The sequence below is a fragment of the Streptomyces sp. NPDC031210 genome (assembly GCF_055570395.1).
This window is the reverse complement of sequence record NZ_JBVIHH010000009.1, coordinates 195,013-213,299: the sequence shown is the minus strand read 5'-3', so window position 1 is coordinate 213,299 and position 18,287 is coordinate 195,013. Positions and strand designations below refer to the sequence as shown.

At 68.8% G+C, this 18,287-nt stretch carries 13 protein-coding genes and 2 pseudogenes; 7 read left to right on the top strand and 8 right to left on the bottom strand.

Annotation, left to right across the window (positions count from 1 at the left end):
* Positions 1-119: 119 nt before the first annotated feature.
* The 3 genes and pseudogenes from ACZ45Z_RS18830 to ACZ45Z_RS18820 all read right to left on the bottom strand — a co-directional run bounded on the left by ACZ45Z_RS18830 (position 120) and on the right by ACZ45Z_RS18820 (position 2,236).
* Positions 120-368: a hypothetical protein gene (locus tag ACZ45Z_RS18830; RefSeq protein ID WP_468363314.1), complete on the bottom strand. Its 249-nt coding sequence runs from the start codon at positions 366-368 to the stop codon at positions 120-122.
* A gap of 798 nt (positions 369-1,166) precedes the next feature.
* Positions 1,167-1,290: pseudogene (locus tag ACZ45Z_RS18825) on the bottom strand (IS630 family transposase); the annotation flags it as partial.
* Positions 1,291-1,519: 229 nt separating this feature from the next.
* A complete protein-coding gene (locus ACZ45Z_RS18820) occupies positions 1,520-2,236 on the bottom strand; it encodes a DUF4386 domain-containing protein (protein WP_468363312.1) in 717 nt (238 codons plus the stop codon).
* Between the two features lie 120 nt (positions 2,237-2,356).
* On the opposite strand from ACZ45Z_RS18820, the gene ACZ45Z_RS18815 reads away from it, so the two are divergent.
* Complete coding sequence (locus ACZ45Z_RS18815) at positions 2,357-3,067, top strand: TetR/AcrR family transcriptional regulator C-terminal domain-containing protein (protein WP_468363310.1); 711 nt, start codon at positions 2,357-2,359, stop codon at positions 3,065-3,067.
* A 304-nt stretch (positions 3,068-3,371) separates the two neighbouring features.
* Here the strand turns inward: ACZ45Z_RS18815 and ACZ45Z_RS18810 are convergent, their stop codons facing one another.
* Positions 3,372-3,971, bottom strand: a complete 600-nt coding sequence (locus tag ACZ45Z_RS18810; RefSeq protein WP_468363308.1) for a CGNR zinc finger domain-containing protein — start codon at positions 3,969-3,971, stop codon at positions 3,372-3,374.
* Between the two features lie 87 nt (positions 3,972-4,058).
* Between ACZ45Z_RS18810 and ACZ45Z_RS18805 the strand changes: the two genes are divergently transcribed.
* Complete coding sequence (locus tag ACZ45Z_RS18805; protein ID WP_468363306.1) at positions 4,059-4,859, top strand: MBL fold metallo-hydrolase; 801 nt, start codon at positions 4,059-4,061, stop codon at positions 4,857-4,859.
* On the opposite strand, the pseudogene ACZ45Z_RS18800 reads toward ACZ45Z_RS18805, so the two are convergent.
* Positions 4,851-5,026, bottom strand: a pseudogene (locus ACZ45Z_RS18800) (cold-shock protein); the annotation flags it as partial. The gene ACZ45Z_RS18805 and the pseudogene ACZ45Z_RS18800 sit on opposite strands and share 9 nt — an antisense overlap.
* Positions 5,027-5,476: 450 nt before the next feature.
* On the opposite strand from ACZ45Z_RS18800, the gene ACZ45Z_RS18795 reads away from it, so the two are divergent.
* From ACZ45Z_RS18795 to ACZ45Z_RS18775, 5 genes are all read left to right on the top strand, one after another.
* On the top strand, positions 5,477-5,884 hold the full coding sequence (locus ACZ45Z_RS18795) for a YciI family protein (protein ID WP_177149731.1): 408 nt from the start codon (positions 5,477-5,479) through the stop codon (positions 5,882-5,884).
* An 8-nt stretch (positions 5,885-5,892) separates the two neighbouring features.
* The gene (locus ACZ45Z_RS18790) at positions 5,893-7,077 is read left to right on the top strand and encodes an RNA polymerase sigma factor (protein ID WP_468363507.1); all 1,185 of its coding nucleotides are present in this window, start codon (positions 5,893-5,895) and stop codon (positions 7,075-7,077) included.
* Between the two features lie 414 nt (positions 7,078-7,491).
* Complete coding sequence (locus ACZ45Z_RS18785) at positions 7,492-7,800, top strand: hypothetical protein (protein WP_468363303.1); 309 nt, start codon at positions 7,492-7,494, stop codon at positions 7,798-7,800.
* A 281-nt stretch (positions 7,801-8,081) separates the two neighbouring features.
* Positions 8,082-8,810 (top strand): DUF6333 family protein, encoded by a 729-nt coding sequence (locus ACZ45Z_RS18780; RefSeq protein ID WP_468363301.1) that lies wholly within the window; start codon positions 8,082-8,084, stop codon positions 8,808-8,810.
* A 327-nt stretch (positions 8,811-9,137) separates the two neighbouring features.
* Positions 9,138-9,734 (top strand): Type-2Aa cytolytic delta-endotoxin, encoded by a 597-nt coding sequence (locus ACZ45Z_RS18775; protein WP_468363299.1) that lies wholly within the window; start codon positions 9,138-9,140, stop codon positions 9,732-9,734.
* Positions 9,735-9,835: 101 nt separating this feature from the next.
* Here the strand turns inward: ACZ45Z_RS18775 and ACZ45Z_RS18770 are convergent, their stop codons facing one another.
* From ACZ45Z_RS18770 to ACZ45Z_RS18760, 3 genes are read right to left on the bottom strand one after another with little or no spacing between them, the layout of a single operon-like run.
* On the bottom strand, positions 9,836-13,366 hold the full coding sequence (locus tag ACZ45Z_RS18770) for a hypothetical protein (protein WP_468363297.1): 3,531 nt from the start codon (positions 13,364-13,366) through the stop codon (positions 9,836-9,838).
* Positions 13,363-15,534 carry a WD40 repeat domain-containing protein gene (locus ACZ45Z_RS18765; protein WP_468363295.1) on the bottom strand — a complete coding sequence of 724 codons (2,172 nt, stop codon included), beginning with the start codon at positions 15,532-15,534 and terminating at the stop codon, positions 13,363-13,365. Before ACZ45Z_RS18765 ends, ACZ45Z_RS18770 begins: the two co-directional genes overlap by 4 nt.
* A complete protein-coding gene (locus ACZ45Z_RS18760) occupies positions 15,534-18,275 on the bottom strand; it encodes a hypothetical protein (RefSeq protein ID WP_468363293.1) in 2,742 nt (913 codons plus the stop codon). Before ACZ45Z_RS18760 ends, ACZ45Z_RS18765 begins: the two co-directional genes overlap by 1 nt.
* Between the last annotated feature and the right edge of the window lie 12 nt (positions 18,276-18,287).

Genomic DNA, 18,287 nt, shown 5'->3' with positions numbered 1-18,287 from the left:
GCACCGCAAACAACAACCCGCGCTTGCCTGCTACGGGTGCTCAGCAAGGGGTGACGGCGCACCTCCTCGGTACCGGCCCCCACCGACCGGGCGGCTTCGGCCACCAACTCCTTGGGGGCTTACGGGAACCCGATGGCTTTCGCTCCCGCGCCGGGTCCGTTGAACTCGGCGTCCTGAATGTTGATCCGCCCGGCGACGGAGGCACCAGTGAGCCGTGCCTGCCCGTGCGCGCGCATCTGTAGCGCCCACACGTCGTCCCCGATCGTTGCCTGGTTGAGCTGCAGCACCGGCTCGGAGCGGTCCGGTGCCGTGAACTCCGCCCGCTCCATGAACAGCGCCCCGGAGATCTGCGCACCGCCGAGCCGCACGGGCCCCGCATACAGCAGCCCGTCGTCCGAAGCACCCCCTCGACCCGCACGGTCGCCGAGGTCAGGCCCGGCAGAACGGACTTGCTCAGATCGAGCTGGCGCAACTGGGCGCCGTACAGGTCGGGAACGCCGTCGAATTGGCAGTGGCTCAGCTCGATGGCGGCGTCGATCTTGGCGTACTTCAGGGCCTGGTGTGGAACTCCCGTGACATGTTGGTGCCTTGGGCCGCAGAGTCGGAGCGGATCCTGCGCGACTGCGCCGCAGTGCCGCCGGAAGTCTGACAAGTGGAGGGCGTGAGCGTGCCGTTCGGGCCCGTCGAGCGGCAGGATTTCCGCTGGAGTCATCCGATGAGGGCTGGGGAGGTCTTGGACATGGTCACCTCCCGCAGCGATGTGATCACTTTGGGGCCCGCACCGCGGGAGGAGCTGCTGTTGCGGGTCCGTGCGCTGCTGGACGCAGGGCGCCCGGTGGAGATGCCCTATGTGACTGAGTGTTATCGAGCTGAGTTGGGATTGGTGTGACCAGGACGTACGTCAAGGTTGGTCAGCCTGCGGTGAGAGGGGGCGTCAGTCCGCCCCAGCGGATGTCCTTCTCGCTACGGCTGCGGATGCGGATGCGGGCGTGTTGGCGTCGTTGGGCGGCGAGCAGGTCGGGTGTCCGAGGGGCGCGAACTCGTCGAAGGTGAAGACCCGGGGCCGGGAAGCGTTCCCGCATCTGCTCGGTCCGGTCGAGCTTGGCGTCAGGCTCGGGGCCGGGGCGACTCCGTTCAGGTCTTGGTGCGCTGGAGGGTGATGCCTCGGCGCAGGCCAGCAGAGTCATCGCCCGGCGATAGCGCACCGAACTGGCTGCCCCTGCGCACGATCTGCCGTAGCTTATGCTCTTCCTGATCGGTCAGTCTGCGTATCCGCACTGGCTCGGCCACCACACCTCCAGCGGTCGGAACGGGCGTAACCCTCCGTCCGACCGCGCCGGACCGCTCCGACCGCCAACCCGGTGAACCTACGCGGTTACAGCACTAGGACTGTGCCTTATGGGTTGTGTGAGGTGGTGGCCCCTCTGCGCTCTGGTGTTTGCGCACAGCGAGGGGCTTCGCTTGTCGCCGGTATACAGCCGAAACAGAAGCGTGATGTACGTGACGACACGTCATCCGGCTACAGGGTGACGCGGTGGTTCCCCTCACTCCTTTGGTCGGGAAGGGGAGCCGGTTTGAACCCCTTGGCGATGAGCCAGACGGCAAGACTCAGTTCCCACGCGAACACGGGGATCGCCGCGACCGACCCCGCCACGGAGACCTGCTCGTACAGCCCGAACAGCACTCCCGTCGCTGAAGCGCAGATCAGCACGCCCCCGGCGAGCCCCAACACGGCGATGAACCGTGGGACGAGCCCGGCGCGGTACATCAACCACGCCAGTACCAGCGAGTTGGCTCCCAAGATGAAGTTGGGCCCGATGAGGAACGTCCAGTCATGGATGGCCACCAGGGTCTTGCCGGCTGCGACGAGTGAGGCGGCATCGCTGTCCGCCGTTCCCTCGAAGTCCCTCCGCAGCCTGACGACCGACAGAACGCTGATGATGCCGACGACGATGACGGCGGCTTCGAGGAGGCGGGCGCACGCATAGCCCAGCGCGGCCCCCTCGTTCTGCTTCTTGAGGACCGGGAACAGCACGACTCCGGTGCCAACGACGGCCGCCGCCAGGACGAGTTCGAACAGTGCGCCGAGGAACACCCGCGTGTCGGCACCGGGACCGACGACGTAGTCCGCGTCATGCAGGACGGGGCCGTACAGCGCGAGCCCGCCGATCGCGGCGACCTCGGTGAGGAGGAAGAGCGCACCTACGACGATCGCGGTTCTTCTGGTTGATACCACCAGGACCCACCCTCAGAGAAAAGGTGTACGGCGTACACCGAAGTCGCACAGTAGGTGTACTCCGTACACTCGTCAAGGCCAGGCGCTGATTCGACGCATCACGAGGGAGCTGGAAACCAGATGACTCAGCAGGCGGAGGGGGTGCGCCGGACCCCTCTGACCAGGGACCGGGTGCTGCGGGCGGCCGCCGCGCTCGCCGATGGCGACGGCATCGAAGCGCTGAGCATGCGCAGGCTCTCGCAGGAGCTGGGCGTGGTGCCGATGGCGCTCTACAAGCACGTCGCGAACAAGGAGCAGCTCCTGGACGGCATGGTTGATGTCGTCATGGGCGAGATCGATCCGCCGGCCACGGCACCCGACTGGCAAAGCGCGGTACGCCAGAGGATCCTCTCCGCGCGACGCGCTCTCCTCCGGCACCCCTGGGCCGCCCAAGTGATCCAGTCACGAAGCAGCCCCACACCGGTCGTGCTCGCGTACATGGACTCTGTGATCGGCATGTTCCGGACCGGTGGCTTCTCTGTCGATCTGACACACCATGTGATGCACGCTCTGGGCAGCCGCATGATGGGCCTCACGCAGGAGTTGTTCGATGCTTCGCCCGCCCCTGACCCGCGAGCGCAGGCGGCCGCGCCTCAGGAGGATGTGGGGGAGTACCCGTACGTCAGAGAGCTGGCCGGCGCGGTGGCTCATGACGAGGGGTCTGTGGTGGGGCAGGGTTGTGACGATCAGTTCGAGTTCGAGTTCGCGCTGGATCTCCTCCTGGACGGGTTCGAGAGACTGCGGTGGCAGGGGTGGTCTTCCGCCGACCACTTGAGGGACAAGTCCCAGTGAATTTGCCCAGGTTGAGGGTGCTGGCCGCGTAGCGACGGCTGTCTGTTCGCCGCTGAGTGGACTGCTCCTGTGGGGCGTCAGGGGCGCGGACGAGCGCGTGTTCAGCGAATTTCGGTGCCGCTCGCGACCAGATCCCGTCGAAGACCCTGCCGACCGATGACCGATGGCCGATACCGATGACCGACGGTCGATGCGCGCCGCCTCGCGCATGGCCGCTCTGCGGTCGGGACCGATGCCGCCAGTCGGTCGGCGCAGTCCCGGACAGACATCGGCCCGGGCGGCCGGCCCGGGTGCGGCGGGTGCGTCAGTCGGCCTTGGGATGGGTGCGACGGGCGTAGGCGCGGGCGGCGCGGGCGCGGTCGCCGCAGCGGGTGGAGCACCAGTGTCGGCGGCCGTGGCGCAGCAGGTAGCGGTTGCAGGGGGTGGAACCGCAGGTGGTCAGGCGGTCGGCGTCGGCGCTGGTGAGGAGGTCGGCCGCGTTGGCCGCAAGGGTCGCGAGAGCGTGGTCGAGGATCTCGTTGGTGGGGCACGGCGTCGCGCGGTAGGGGCCGTTTTTCTCGTCCCAGTGCAGCAGGGCAGCCGTGGGAGCCTTGCTCAGCGCGGCGTTGACGGCGGACAGGGCCGCGGGCATGGCGGGTAGCCCGGCAACGCGGGCGGCGAACAGTCCCCTGAGGTGTTCGCGCAGCGAGCGCAGTTGCGTCGTGCACATCTCCTGGATCCCGGCATCGGCCGGAGCGAGGCCGCGTTCGGTGAGCCACTGATTCGTCGCCTCGGGGGTGCCGAGAAGGTCGATGAACTGGCCACCGGGCAGTGCGATGGCGCTGTTGACGAAGTCGAGGGCGAGGTGGTCCCCCGCCCCTGGCGCGGGTGGCAACGCAGACTCGGCGGTCAGGGTCTCACTCATGCCTCTCATGGTACGTCCCGCATTCATCCATGAGATACCTGCTACCGTTCATCACGGATAAGCCGATTCCCATCCGTGAGGTGTCTGATGACCAGTACCAGCACGAACAGTGAGCAGATCCCCGTCCGCGTCTTCGGCGGCCCGACCGCCCTTTTCACCTATGGGGGCCTGCGATTCCTGACCGACCCGACCTTCGACGCCCCCGGCGACTACCAGGTGCCGGGCGGCCGGCTGACCAAGACAGCGCCCTCCTCCACCGCACCGGCCGGCCTCGGCCACATCGACGTGGTCCTGCTCTCCCACGACGAACACCCCGACAACCTCGACAACTCCGGCAGAGCACTCCTCGCCCACGTCCCACTCACCCTCACCACCCCCGGCGGCGGGCAGCGGCTGGGGGGCAGGGCCAAGGGGCTGTCCGACTGGGAGTCGATCGAGCTCGACCGCCCCGGCGGCGGCACGATCACCGTGACGGGTGTGCCCGCTCTCCATGGCCCCGGGGCCCGCGAAGAGGTCGAACCGATCACCGGACAGGTCGTCGGCTTCGTACTGACGGGGGAGGGCCTGCCAACGGTCTACGTCAGCGGCGACAACGCCTCGCTCGACCTGGTCAAGCAGATTGCCGAACGTTTCGGTCCGGTGGATACCGCCATACTCTTCGCCGGGGCTCCCCGCTTCGCCGACCTCTTCGACGGCGCGCTGATCGTCCTCGACAGCGTCCAGGCCGCCGAGGCTGTCAGGATCCTCGGCGCCCGCCGGGTGGTTCCTGTCCACTACGACAGTTGGGCCCACTTCACCGAGGGCCGCGATGAACTGATAGCCGCTTTCACCAAAGCTGGGCTGGTTGACCGCCTGGACCTGGGTGACCTGGGCGACAACCTGGGCTGACGGGGCAGGCCGGGGCTGTCTGACTCCGAAGCTGACCTTCTGCCCGGCCCGCAGCTCGCGGAAGTCCTGTTCGTCGATGTCGGAGTAGTGGGCGAAGGCGTCGGCCCGCCGTCGTCTCTGGCGAGGAAGCCGAAGCCTGGCCGAGGTTGGCCCCTCTCACGGGCCACTCGCTCGTGGAGCACTCCCTTCCGGTGGTGTGGGCGGGTGGAGGGAGGGACAGAGCCCGCCAGTTCCGCGTTGCCGAAGAGGGCGGCACAGCCCGAGGAGAGCCGGTTGATGATCTGGTTCGGCCCTCCTCCGGAGATTGCGTCGGCCATGGTGGTCAGCGCCGCTTCGGCGTCCCACTGCGCGGTGCGGGGTCGGGCGCCGGGATCCGTGCACGCCTCAAAGCTCGGTATGTCCGCGCTGACGGGTTTGGCGCCGGCCCCGCACTTGGAAGGTCTCCTTCCGTCTGCCCTTGCGTCATGCCGTGGACGCGGGCCCCACGAGACGGCTCCGCCAGGCTCATCTTCGAGAGTCAAAAAATCTTGGACGGCGATGTCGAGAACCCGTGACTGGCTCCGTCCCCGCTATGAACGCGACCAAAATGGGTCGCACCAGAACCGAGGAGAACCACGATGGCCAAGTACCTGCTGCTCAAGCACTACCGCGGTGCCCCGGCTGCGGTCAACGACGTGCCCATGGACCAGTGGACGCCGGAGGAGATCTCGGCCCACATGCAGTACATGAACGACTTCGCGGCCCGGCTGGAGAAGACCGGCGAGTTCGTCGACGGTCAGGCGCTCGCGCCCGAGGGGACGTGGGTCCGCTACGACGGCGAGGGCCGCCCGCCGGTCACCGACGGCCCGTTCGCCGAGACCAAGGACCTCATCGCCGGCTGGATGGTGATCGACGTCGACAGCTACGAGCGCGCCGTCGAGCTGGCCGGGGAGCTGTCGGCCGCCCCCGGCGCGGGCGGGAAGCCGATCCACGAGTGGCTCGAGCTGCGCCCGTTCTACGGCGTGTCGCCCACCATCACGGAGTGACCTCCCCGATGGACGAAGTCCTGCTCCGGAGCCTCACACCGAGCGTGCTCGCCGTCCTCGTCCGCCGCGGAGCCGACTTCGCGGCGGCCGAGGACGCCGTGCAGGACGCTCTGATCGAGGCGCTCCGCGTCTGGCCGGCCGACCCTTCCCCAAGCTCTCGGCTTCGCTCGAGCAGGGGAGACCCCATTCGGGACCCGAAGGGCTGGCTGGTCACCGTGGCCTGGCGCAAGTTCCTCGACGCGGCCCGGGCGGACACCGCCCGCCGCCGGCGTGAGGACCTCGTCGAGGAGGAGCCGGCGCCCGGGCCCGCGCCCGCGGCGGACGACACGCTCCAGCTCTACTTCCTGTGCGCCCACCCGTCGCTGACGCCGTCGTCCGCGGTCGCACTCACGCTGCGCGCCGTCGGCGGGCTGACCACCCGGCAGATCGCCCGGGCCTACCTGGTGCCGGAGGCGACCATGGCGCAGCGGATCAGCCGGGCCAAGCGCACAGTCTCCGGCGTACGGTTCGACCAGCCCGGCGACGTCGCCACCGTGCTGCGCGTCCTCTACCTGGTCTTCAACGAGGGCTACTCCGGCGACGTCGACCTCGCCGCCGAAGCCATCCGGCTCACCCGGCAGCTCGCGGCCGCGATCGACCACCCGGAGGTGGCGGGGCTGCTCGCCCTCATGCTGCTCCACCACGCCCGGCGCGCCGCCCGGACCGCGCCCGACGGCAGCCTGGTGCCGCTCGCCGAACAGGACCGCGGCCGGTGGGACACCGAGCTGATCGCCGAGGGTGTCGCGACCCTTCAGGCGGCCCTCGCCCGTGACCGGCTGGGCGAGTTCCAGGCCCAGGCCGCCATTGCCGCCCTTCACGCCGACGCGCCCACCGCCGAGGAGACCGACTGGGTGCAGATCGTCGAGTGGTACGACGAACTCGCGCGCCTGACCGACAGCCCGGTCGTCCGGCTCAACCGTGCGGTGGCCGTCGGCGAGGCCGACGGACCGCGCGCGGGGCTGGCGGCGCTCGCGGCGCTGGACGCCGCACTGCCCCGCCACGCCGCGGTGGCGGCGTACCTCCACGAGCGCGACGGCGACCTGGCGACGGCGGCACGGCTGTACGCCGAGGCGGCCCGAAAGGCCCCCAACCTCGCCGAGCGCAACCACCTGACGCGCCAGGCCGCCCGGCTCAACGACCGCCGGGGTCGCTGACGGGGTCGCGCTCGGATTTTCCGCGGCACTTGGCATGGCCCGTGGCCAGTCGTCGTCTGTGTCGACTTCGGTGAAGGGTGCCAGGCGCGTAGCGCCAACTGTCCCGCTTCGAGCACGGACGGGCGCAGCACGGGCCAGTTGCCAAGGCAGGGTGGGAACCGCCGATCGCTGCTGTACCAGGCCACCCAAACCCCTAGCCATCCGTCCTGCTGACGGCGACATCCCGTCAAGTCCGTTCAGAACAAAACGACTTGCGAATTCCACGGGACAGGAAACGCCAAGACAGCACATGAAGGAGTTCTCCCAAGGCAGATAATATGGCAATGATGGCTGTCCAAAAATAGCCGGATGCGCCTGCCCTTAAAGGGGTAATAGTGACGATGTCGTGATCGCATCGCCACCAAAAGGAGAGCCATGCGCATTCGTCACGCCTTGGGCGTTGTCGCAGCCGCCGCCCTGTTGGCTGTCACCCTACCCGTCGGCACGGTTAACGCAGCCGACGGAAAGTTTTATTACTCCGAGCACCCCGGTGCCCCGGTCAAGGAACTCAACTCGCCAGCAGACTGGCAGTGCCACGCCATCCACGGTGAGTTCGCGTCCAACGCAACGTCGCGAACCGCGCATCTGTACTCGGGACCGAACTGCGACGGTGACTTGGTGAGCACCGAGCCGGGCGGGATGAGTGACGATTTCGAATTCCGCAGTGTGAGGTTCGCGTATTGAGCCGTGAGGGTCCGGCGGAAATACTGCCGGACCTTCGTGCTGCATTCACCACCAGGCTGCCGCTCCTCAAGGGTGGAAGCCTAGTTGCGCCTCTCCGGGCCTGATCCACCGGAGAGGTTTCTAGGCTCTGCCGCGTCCCCTAAAAAGCGCCAGGACTTCCGGGGGCCTTTCGCTGCGCCCAGGGGGAGTGACCAACTCCGTTAAGAGGCACGGGCGTTACGGAGGGAAGGTCAAGGCCACCGGGCCCCGAGGCGGATCATCGCACCGATACCGTATGCCCCATGCCCGATAACATGTTCTGGACGCTCCCGGCAGACCGCATGACCACCGGCAGCGGAGCCCGCTACGAACTGACCGTCCTCCACCCGCCGTTCACCGTGGACGCGGCAGAACTCCCGCCCAACGATCCGGCCCAGGCAGCCGCGTTCGCCCGCTCGCTGGACGCGATTGACGACGTGATCGAAGACCTCGGCCCCCGCAAGCAGAGTGAGACCCACACGGTTATCACCCGGGCCGATCTGGACGTCGTCCACGCCGGGGCATGGGGCAACCTCATGTCGATTTCCGATCCGGCGTTCGCGGACGACGGCAACGACATGCCGCTTCTCGCCGAGGCGACCCGCCTGCGCGAGCGATTCCCCGACGCGCGGATCGTGGGCCGGGTGGAAGTCCACTGCGGGGCCGAGCACACCGAAGACCTCGTATGGCTCCCGGACGGCACCATGTTCCATGCCTGCGGCTGGCCCGGCGACGAACCGTTCGTTGTCGCCGGCGACCCCCAGGCCGTGATGACGGCCCTCGGTATCACCGCGGAAGTCCTCGACGACCTTGGGGCGTACTTCGACCTGGACGACGAGCCGGACCAAAACGACTGGGGTGCGCTCGCAACCGCGTGCCTCGGGGATGCCGACCCGTGGGGCAGGCACGACCTGGACGCCTCGGTGCTGCGAGTGCGGCACAGCGAGTACGCCACCAGCCACATGGAATCCCTCTACTTCATCAGAGGCTGAGGACCTTCAACATCTCTCAGACACAGACTGGGTTGACGTACGGACATGGCTTTTCCCTCGACGTCGCTCGGCGCGCCGTGTGGTGTGCGGCGGAAGGCGTGCGGAAGGAGATCGCCGAGTACGTCGACGCCCCCAGGAGATCCTGCGGGGGAGGGCTGGAGGACGACCCCCTCTTGCCCTTCTCCAAGGGCTTTGTGGGAGTCGTCCCCTCCTGGGTGCGCCACCGGGGAAGGCGTGGCGGACCGAGGGCGGCGCGTCGGCCCGTTGGGCGTGGCGGCATACTGCCCGTCGGCGCGACGTGTTCATTTCCGCATGTGAGGAGCAGTCATGACGGACCAGTCCACCGCCGAGAAGACCACGTTCCGGACGGTCTTCGAAGTGGGCGCCGATGCCCTGGCGCAGACGCAGAGCTTGGCCGACACGTTCCAGTACGCGATCGCCCCGGCGACCGTGGACTACGACTTCGGTGAGATCAGCCGTGCGGCGGAGGCGATCCCTGGCGGCTCGACAGTCGCGATCATCCGTGGCTGGGGGCTCCAGGAGACCGCTCCCGCCGGTGTCATGGCGCTCTCCCTCAGGGAGGCTCTCCGTCAGGGGCTGAAGCATCGCTTCGACAACCCCGCGTTCTGGGAGAAGGCCGATGCCGCGCTCGCCGACGTGTTCGTCGGCCTCGGCGAACAGGACGGCACACACCTGTCGTTCCACGGGGATGCCACCGACAGCACCAGCTACTACTACAACCTGCTGTTCGCGCTCCAGGACGAGGAGACGGAGGGCTTCGTCCACGCCGTCGCCTTCTGCGCCAATGTGACCGTCGCGCTGGACGGGGAGAAGGCCCGAGCGCTGACCCTCGACGACATCGCGAGGTTCACGATCCGGCTGAACGCGGTCGGCGTGCGGCAGGCACTTCGGCCCGTCGCCTGACCGCCGGCCGGGGCATGGCGCCACAGCATGCCCCGGTTCGCCGTATCCGGGTCGCCGTATCCCGGGTGAGGGGCGGGAACAGGAAGGGGTGGCCGGCGTGGTCAGCTCGGCCGCCAGTCGGGCGGTAGGGGAACGGTGTCGACGAAGACGGTCCGGTCCCGGAGTTCGGTGGGTGCGGTCGAGGCGAGAGGAGCGGGGAGTTGTTCGACCTCGCGGACGCGGAGCCGGAGTGGGGCGGTGCCGGAGGGCAGTCGCAGGGTGACCGGGGTGTCCGGCTGGTCGCTGGTCACCGTGGGGGAGGGCAGCGGACGCCAGGCGGGGATGTCGGCGGCGGGCGGGGTCGTGAGATCGACAAGGTCGATCGCGCCGGGGAGGACTCCGGCCGGAGCGTGTGCCTCCTCCAGGACGGCTTCCAGGCGGTTGGGCGGGTTCGGCCCCGTGCCGAGCAGGGACAGTCGCAGGTCGGGGCCGTTCCGCTCGATGATCAGGCGGCGATCGGGGAGGAGCCGTACGGGGTCCGACACGACGATCGATGAGAGGGACAGCTTGGGCAGGCTGTGGGGCTGGAAGCGGGCGAGTGCGAGCCGGACGAACGGTGCGTAGGAGGGCGCCTGCTGGGGTGGGTTGATCTCGATGTCGGCGTACCAGCGGTCGCCCTCGCGGGTGACGGCGTAGGGCACGAGCCAGACCGCCGGGCCCACGTGGGGCGGGCGCACCTCGGGATTGGCCGGGGGAACCGGCGGTTCGCTGGAGCCGGCGAACCAGCTCTTGGCAGGGAAGGGCGGAAGGGGCGCGGAAGCGAAGACGGGGTCCCTGCCGAGCCGGGTCACCGGTGTCGTGGGGGCGGTGGCCTCATCGGCGACGAGAACGGCGAGGCGTTCTCCCTCGCCGGTCTCGAACCAGGCACCCGCGAGTTCCACCCGCAGCCGTCGGGAGGACCGGGAACGCTCGATCCGGGTGGCCGTCGCCTGGCTCTGCCAGCGGAAGGAAGGTGTTGTCGACAGCAGTGTCAGGTCGGGGGGCCGGGCGCTGGAGGGGATGATGACCTGTGGCTGGGGGAGAGTGAGATGGAAGGCGTCGTCGGGGTCGTTGGCGTCGAAGTAGGCGCGGAAACGACTGATCGCCTTCAGGGTGTAGGTGATCTTGCGGTGTTTGGTGTCGCCGAACTCGTGGCGGATCGCCAGGGCGGGCGGGTCGCCGCGGTCGATGGTCGCGCCGTACAGGTGCTCCGCGGTCCGCTGGTGGTCGCCGTCGTTCGTGAATTCGCGCCAGGTCGCGGAGAGCTCCAGCCGTCCGGTGCTGTCGGTATTCAGCCCGTCGGACGTGAAGGTGGGCCGCAGAACGGCATAGGTGGCGTGCTCGGCACGGTCGACGGCCGTGTCCGGAAGGGTCCACAGCGGCTTGGTCAGCGGACGTCTGACGGCATGGACCAGGTGGATCCGTTGGACCGGGGAGAGCACCGGGTGCCCCCCGTTCTGGACGGTCGCCAGCCACTGCTCGATCGGCGGGCGGGGAATCCCGGGGGTGTCGGGAGGCTGGTTCAGCCAGGCAGTGACGAGGAAGTGGTCGATGAAGTCGTCGCGGACGGTGGAGGACAGTTCGAGGACCGCCTCTTCGGCCTTGGCGAGTCGTAGGTCCAGCCTGTCGCCGTCCCATTCGAGCCGGACGGGTGGGTCCGCCGTGAGCTGGTCGGAGAGTTCGACGTGCTTGGGATCGGCGGAGGGCCAGGGCTTCCAGGCGGTCCGCTCGGTGATCGGGGTGTCGAGCCCGCCGTGCGCGGCGGGAATGTGCGTGCTGATGCCGCTGGTCGCCGGGTCGGGCAGCGCGCCGACCGGGTTGCCGGCGGCTTCGGCGCGCAATGCGCGCAGGGCCCATTTCCAGGTGCGTGCCGTGAACTCGGGTTGGGAGCCCTCGGGGTCGTTGGGATGGGGATCGAATGACTTGTGCTGCTCGGCGAGGGAGAAGCTGACGGTCGGCGGGTGGAGGGTGCGCCGTTCGACCGCCGGGTACTGGGGGTTGGCGGCGTGGAACTGGGCGACGTTCATCTCGCGGTCGCTGCGGATGACCATCCGGTCGATCGCCGCGCCGGCGCTGAAGGCGTCGGAGTTGCCGTCGTGGCTGAGCCGTGGCGGCCGGATGGGGTCGCTCCGGCGGTAGATGATCGTGTTCGTGGCGTCGGCGGTTCCCTTCGGATCGCGCAGGCCGGGTCCGCCGCCGGTGAGGTCGGCGATCCGGATCCGCATCTGATAGCGGTGCGTGAACCGCAGCCGGGGCAGCCGCCCGGTCGGTGGACCGAAGGACCAGCGGAAGTCGTACGGGGGTGCTTGCGCGGGGTGGGGTTCGGCCTCGGGCGCACCGCCCAGCAGGTTCACGATCGGCGCCGCCAGGGTCCACCCGTCCCAGCGGACCACGACCTCGTCCGCGTGCAGGCGTCCGTCGGGGGTCTTCACCGCCGCGTACGGTTTGACGTGGCCTTCTTCGAGGAGGGTGGGGTCGCCCAGCGTGATCGTTCGTCCCTCGGGGGTGGTGACGGTGTAGGCGGCCTCGCGTTCGCACAGCGAGAGCCAGGGGCTGTCGCCGTCCCGGATGTCGACGCGGTAGCCGAGCACCAGGTCCTCGGCCGTGAACTCGGCATCGCCCAGCGCGGCCCCGAGCCGGCCCGCGGCGATGCCGGCCCGGGCGGTGAAGTCGGTTTGGCGGTCCGGGCGGAGCAGCATGATCCCGCCTGTCCGCAGGTTCGGCAGCGCGGGCCGGCGCTCGCTGTCGTCGCCCAGAGCCCTGGCCTCCGTACGCAGCGCTCGCACGGCTCCGTCGACATCGAGCGTGCTGAGTGCCCACCGCGGGGTGGCGTCCCCGGCCCGGTCGACGAGGTCGGCCTTGGTCAGCTTCAGCAGGCCCCTGCGGATGCCGCTGGAGTCGTCGGCGGGGGCGGGCCAGAACGCCTTCTCGCCGAGGTCGAGGTCGTACTTCGTCCAGGGTGAGGTGACGCCGACGGGCAGGTCCGTACCGCGGATGCGCAGGAAGCGCGGGCCGGTGCCGACGTCCAGGTCGTCCACCTTGCAGGTCAGCTCGAAGACCAGGCCGAGGGCCCGCATCACCGTGGGGTGTTCGCGCAACGTCGCGACGGCCCGATGGAAGTCGATGGCCGGTGGGAGGGGCGGGAGCGGTTCCTCGATCTGGACGGAGGGCGACAGCGGGCTGTTCCAGCGTTCGATCCGCTGCCGGACGGCGGCCTCCCCGTCAGGAGCGGGGACGCTCAGGATGCTGGTGCACTCCCGGTAGGACGTCACGACGGCCCGTGCCTCGGAGTAGGTCGGTTGGACCCGGGGAGCCGGTTGTTGCTTCGGGGTCCATTCCTCGATCAGTCCGGCGCCGCCGTCGAAGAACGCGTGCCAGGCGTCGCTGTCGGCGACCGGGTCGTATCGCGGGGCGCGGTCCGCCTCGTGGATGCCGTCGTCGGATTTGACGTGGAGTTCGAACGAGGCGTCGCTGGCGAGGAGCGCGGGCCAGTCCCGCAGACCGAGGTCGGAGAGGGAGCCCGCGCCCAGTCGGGGGACGACCAGGACGCGGATGAGGGCGGTCGAGGGCGAGGACAGCCCGGCGGGCACCGCCACCCAGACGAGTGTGCTCATGTTGCCCGCCTGCCGGGGTAGACACGGGCCAACTGGTCCTCGCAGGCGGTCGCGAGCAGCTTCCCGTCGGGGCTGTAGGCCAGGTCGTTCACCGCGCCCGGATGGGCCAGGCGGCTGAGTTCGGTGCCGTCGCCGGGGTCGATGATCGTCACCTGATGGGGTTCCTCGCTGACGAGCGCCAGTTGCGGCTCGGTCGGGTGGAAGAGGAGCCTTGTGACTGTCTGTGGGAAGGTGAGCACCCGGGCCTTCTTGGGCGGATCGACCGTGACATCGAACAGATGGACCGCATGGTCCTTGCCGGCGGTCGCGAGCAGTTTTCCGTCGTGGCTGAAGGCGGCGGCGGTCACCTCACGGGTGTGGACGGACTGTCCGCGTTCGTGTCCGGTCGCGGTGTCGATGATCAGCACGACCCCGTCGTCGCCGCCGGTGGCCAGCACCGAGCCCTGTGGGTTGAAGGCGATGGCTCTGATCTTCCCGTCGTGGGGGAAGCGGAAGAGTTCATCGCCCGTGGTCGGGTTCAGGAGCCTGGTCGATCGGTCCACGCAGGCTGTGGCGATGAAGCGGCCGCCGTGGTCGGCGGCGACGAGAGTCACCGCATCCGGGTGGCTGAGCTTCCACTTTTCCGCTCCGGTCGCGCGGGTGAGACGACGTGCGGTCTTGTCGCCGCAGGCGGTGATCACGTCGTCCTCTCCGCCTGAGGGCAGGAACGCGAGCGCTTTCATGGGTGCGTTGTGGGGGATGACCCACTGCTTTTCTCCCGTGAGGGTGGCGAACAGCCGGACGCCGCCGTCGCTGCCGCCGGTGGCGAAGTGGCGCCCGTCCGGGCTGAGTTCCAGGGAAGTGATCACCCCGGGTTGGACTTTCTCCAGTACCGGCGCGCCCGTGTCGGCGTGGAACACCGATGTTCTCGCCTCGGGGTCGAGGCACGCCGCGACGGCGAGCGGGTCGGGGGAGGAGCCGAGGGTGATCAGCTTCGCCGGGCCGCTGAGCGGTCGACTGGAGACCGCCGTGGGGTTCATGTCGTGTACGCGGACGAAGCCGGAGTTCTGGCCCGCTCCTTCGCACAGTGCGAGCCTCCGCCCGTCAGCGGAGAAGGCGAGGTTGTTCAGGGGGGCCGTCGTCCGCTCCCAGACCGTGGTGCCGAGCCTGGAGTTCAGCACTTTCACTCCGCCGGACGACACGATCGCGACCTCCGGCAGTACGGGGTTGAACTGGACGCGGGCGGAGTTCCCCACGGGCGTTTCGAAACGTCGGCTGCCGTCGGCCACGTCCCACAGCGTCATCGCCCCCGGCCGGATCCTGACCAGGCATCGACCATCGGCGCTCAACTCGGTGGGGAGAGCGCCGAGGACGGGGTCCTGGAGGTCCGTCGTCGTGAGGACGTCACCGTTGTCGGCACCGAGACGGAACACCTGACGCTCCGTCGCGACGATCAGCGCGCTGTCGTTGTCGGCGAAGGTGAACTGGATGACCGGTGCGGGGAGGGCAGCGGTCCACTGGACCTGGCCGGCCGTGACGTCGATGAGGACCAGGCGTGCGGAGTCGGCCGCCACGAGCCGCTTGGAGTCACCGCTGAAGGCGGTGGGGAGCGTGGTCGAGGTCAGGGAACTGAGCTGAAGCTGTGGCTGGCCGTTGGTCGCGTCGAGCAGGAGGAGCCCCTGCCCGGAGGCCGCGAGCAGCTTGCCGTCGGGGCTGTAACGGACATGGTGCACCGCCGCGTCGGGGTCGTCCCGCAGCCACAGCACTTGGCCGGACTGGGAGACCAGCACACCGACCACCACGGAGGGCTGTTTGTGGCCGATGACGTGCAGGCCGGCCTCTTCCCGGTTGAACCGCTCACATTTCTTGCGCATCGTGGGCGGGAGTTCGCTGCAGTCCTGGAACTCCACGAACTCCGTGATCTTCTCCACCCCTCCCAGTCGGCCCGCGAAGGCCACCGTGCGCCCGTCGGGGCTGACCGTGACGGACTGGGTGTCCAGGGTGTCCCTGGTCCACAGGACATTGTCGTCCGTCCCGGTGTTCAGGGCCGCGAGCGACTGGGTCTGGAACGGATCGTTCGTGCGATGGAAGCCGAAGGCGGCCAGGTTCTGCCCGTTCCCGCTACACACGACGTGCGAGGGTGTGAAGGAAAGGGTCGCCGTGGCCAGGACCTCACCGATCTCGCTCATCACTGGTCTCCTGTCGACACGGGAACGAATGCGGCCTGGTAGGCGCGCCAGCGCTCCAGTCCCTCGTCGATATCGCGCGTGTTGAAGATCTCGCGATTCTCTGGCCCGCCGCCGGCCAATACCCAGTTACCGCTGTCGAGTTCGACGCTGTCGGACCAGAGCGTGAGGTCGATCTCGATGACCAGGGTCGCCCGGCCCACCAGGGCCTTCGTGGCGGACTGGTAGGCCAGCGAGATGCACAGTTCGATCGATACCGACACCAGACCGAGGATCTCGACGCACCCGCCGATCCGCAGATAGCCGGTGAGGTTGACCTCGCCGTGGGCCAGCTCGAACCTGACCCCGCCGAGGGCGTGGACCTCGCCCCGGGCGACGACGAAGTCGACGGCGATCATCGCGCCGAACTCCAGCGCCGCCTCCAGCCGCCGCAGCCCGCTGTGGTCGACCTCCAGTTCCAGGTAGCCACCGCCGCCGAACATCAGCACGGAGAGCCTGAACGGGTTCTGCCGGCTCGCGAAGCCCAGGGAGACCGACACCGGCCGCCCGTCGAAGGGGATGTCGATCCTGGTGTTCACCGCGAGATCGCGCATCACGAACACACCGGAGGTGACCGAGGGAACCGGCAGCGAGTAGTGCGCGACGAGACCGGCGGGCGTCACGTCGATGTACGGCTTGAGGTCGCCGAGTTTGACGACCTCTCCCAGTTTCTGGAGCAGTTGCAGTTCGCCGAGGAACTGCACGTCCACCGTGCCGACTTCGATCCGGGGTGGACCCCCGCTCTTGTGGGTGAAGGTCAGCGAGGCGAACTGAAGGCGGAGAAGGGGCTTGGACGGGGTCGGCAGGACCAGGGCGAAGTTCCGCAGTTCGCAGAAGGTGTCGGTGCCGGCGGCCGAAGCCGTCACGGTCAGATCCAGGGTGCTCTGGCCGATCGGCTGGAAGGGGCCGTTCTTCTTGAGCTTGACCCCTTTCCATTCCATCGTCGCCGCGGGTGGGCTGCCGGGCTGGAGCACGGGGGTGATCTTCGGCGCTTCCTTGAGATCGGTGACCAAATCCTTCAGGGAGAATCCCAGCAGCGTGGCGTCGGGGTCGAAGAGCCGGCCGGGGTCGATGAGTCCCGTCCCCGGGGCGGGCAGTGCCCTCGTATCGATGGGTCCCAGCGTGCGGGACAACGCGTTCGTTTCGATATGAGGTGCCACGAGCCCACCGGACCGGTCGGACCTGCCGACGAAGCTGACGTCGAGAGCAGAGGCCATCTGCAGCAGCACGTCCTGGGTCGCGCCCTGACTCAGGTAGTCCGCCGCGAAATGGACCTTCTTCGGGGAGTTGTCGTCAAGCAGGGTCCGCAGCGCGGGGAGTTGGACCTCCAGAGCCGTGACCTCCGGCCGGTACCCGGTGGGGTGCAGGGCGCCTGTGAGGGTGATGCCGTGCACCTCGTGGACGTCGCCGTCGCGGGGCGTAGCCGCCCGGACGAGGTCGATGGGGATGCCGGGAAGGGGAATCGGGGCGGAGCGCGGGGCGTAGAACTCCGCGAGTTCGTTGGCCAGGCCGGGATCGGTGAGCGAGGTGAAACCGGGCTGCGAAATGTCCGACACGAACACCAACGGCATTTCGAAGCGAATGTCGCGGACGCGCGCCGCACACCGGATGGGGAAGGCAACCGGTCCGTCGTTCGCCCTGGTTGGCTGGAAAAAGATGCCCGGGCGGCCCGCGAACGCCTGCCATTCCGCCTCTTTGAGATCCGGATACGAGAGAGTGGTGATCTCGACGTCTCCGAACGGGAAGGCGCGGGTGGCGGGGCCTTCGGCGGGCGGGCGGCGCACCGGTTCGGTGATGGTGAGGACGAACTGGCTCCGCAGTACAGCGGCGTTCCCGGCCGTCGGGTCGAAGATCCGTTCGCTGAGTTCCACGTATTTGGCCCGGTGGCCCAGGGGATAGAGGACGCCTGAGGTCACCGTACGCACCCGGACATCCCGGCCGAGTACCGTCTCGTGCTCCCACTGGAAGGTGTCCCATACGCCGGTGGCGGACAGAGTTCCGCCGAGAGTGCTCAATTCGATCCTGGTCGCCTGCGCGGGACGTAGACGGGCCTCGTCGGCGAGTCGCGTCCGCTCGACCTTGCCCAGCGGGATGGAGAAGCCGGGATCGGGCATGAGGGCGGTGTCCCGATCGATGGCGCGCAGTGCGAGGGACGCGTCCTGGACGGGGGTGCCCGGCTCCGGCCGGGTGGCGGCGAGGCGGGCCCGCCACAGGCCGGAGACTCCCGCGAGCGTCACCGGGAGCACGGGATGGAAGGACGCCACGTCCAGGCCCCCCTGGCGATCCTCGAGCGAGAAGATCATCCGCCAGGGCAGTTCGAGAGCCGTTTCCACGGCCCCGGGAGGGGACGCCGGCCGGATCGGTCTGCCTCGGCTCAGCGCTTGGAGGACGCCTTCCACCGTCGGGACGAGGGTGGTGCCGCGGGGCAGGTGGAAGGCGATCCTGCTCGGCCCCGAGAGGGTGGCATCCCAGACAGGTACGAAGGCGCCGGAGCCCGAGGGCTGGACGTTCGGCTGCACTTCGTCGCGACGGGAAGTCTCCTCGGCCACGTGCTGAGGCGGAAACGTGAGCAACAGCCGGGCGTCGTCACCGGCCGCCTTGAGGACAGGCAGGCCATCGGGGCGCGTCTCGGCGAGCGTCAGACCGGACCAGCTCACGCCCAGCAGGAGGTGATCTGTGGACCTGACGAGCAGAAGGTTCGGCAAGGAAACCACCGG

Excerpts from the sequence above, each read along its gene's own strand:
- ACZ45Z_RS18815 (WP_468363310.1), top strand. The coding sequence starts at position 2,357 with ATGACTCAGCAGGCGGAGGGGGTGCGCCGGACCCCTCTGACCAGGGAC.
- ACZ45Z_RS18810 (WP_468363308.1), bottom strand. The coding sequence starts at position 3,971 with ATGAGTGAGACCCTGACCGCCGAGTCTGCGTTGCCACCCGCGCCAGGG.
- ACZ45Z_RS18805 (WP_468363306.1), top strand. The coding sequence starts at position 4,059 with ATGACCAGTACCAGCACGAACAGTGAGCAGATCCCCGTCCGCGTCTTC.
- ACZ45Z_RS18795 (WP_177149731.1), top strand. The coding sequence starts at position 5,477 with ATGGCCAAGTACCTGCTGCTCAAGCACTACCGCGGTGCCCCGGCTGCG.
- ACZ45Z_RS18790 (WP_468363507.1), top strand. The coding sequence starts at position 5,893 with ATGGACGAAGTCCTGCTCCGGAGCCTCACACCGAGCGTGCTCGCCGTC.
- ACZ45Z_RS18785 (WP_468363303.1), top strand. The coding sequence starts at position 7,492 with ATGCGCATTCGTCACGCCTTGGGCGTTGTCGCAGCCGCCGCCCTGTTG.
- ACZ45Z_RS18780 (WP_468363301.1), top strand. The coding sequence starts at position 8,082 with ATGCCCGATAACATGTTCTGGACGCTCCCGGCAGACCGCATGACCACC.
- ACZ45Z_RS18775 (WP_468363299.1), top strand. The coding sequence starts at position 9,138 with ATGACGGACCAGTCCACCGCCGAGAAGACCACGTTCCGGACGGTCTTC.
- ACZ45Z_RS18770 (WP_468363297.1), bottom strand. The coding sequence starts at position 13,366 with ATGAGCACACTCGTCTGGGTGGCGGTGCCCGCCGGGCTGTCCTCGCCC.
- ACZ45Z_RS18765 (WP_468363295.1), bottom strand. The coding sequence starts at position 15,534 with ATGAGCGAGATCGGTGAGGTCCTGGCCACGGCGACCCTTTCCTTCACA.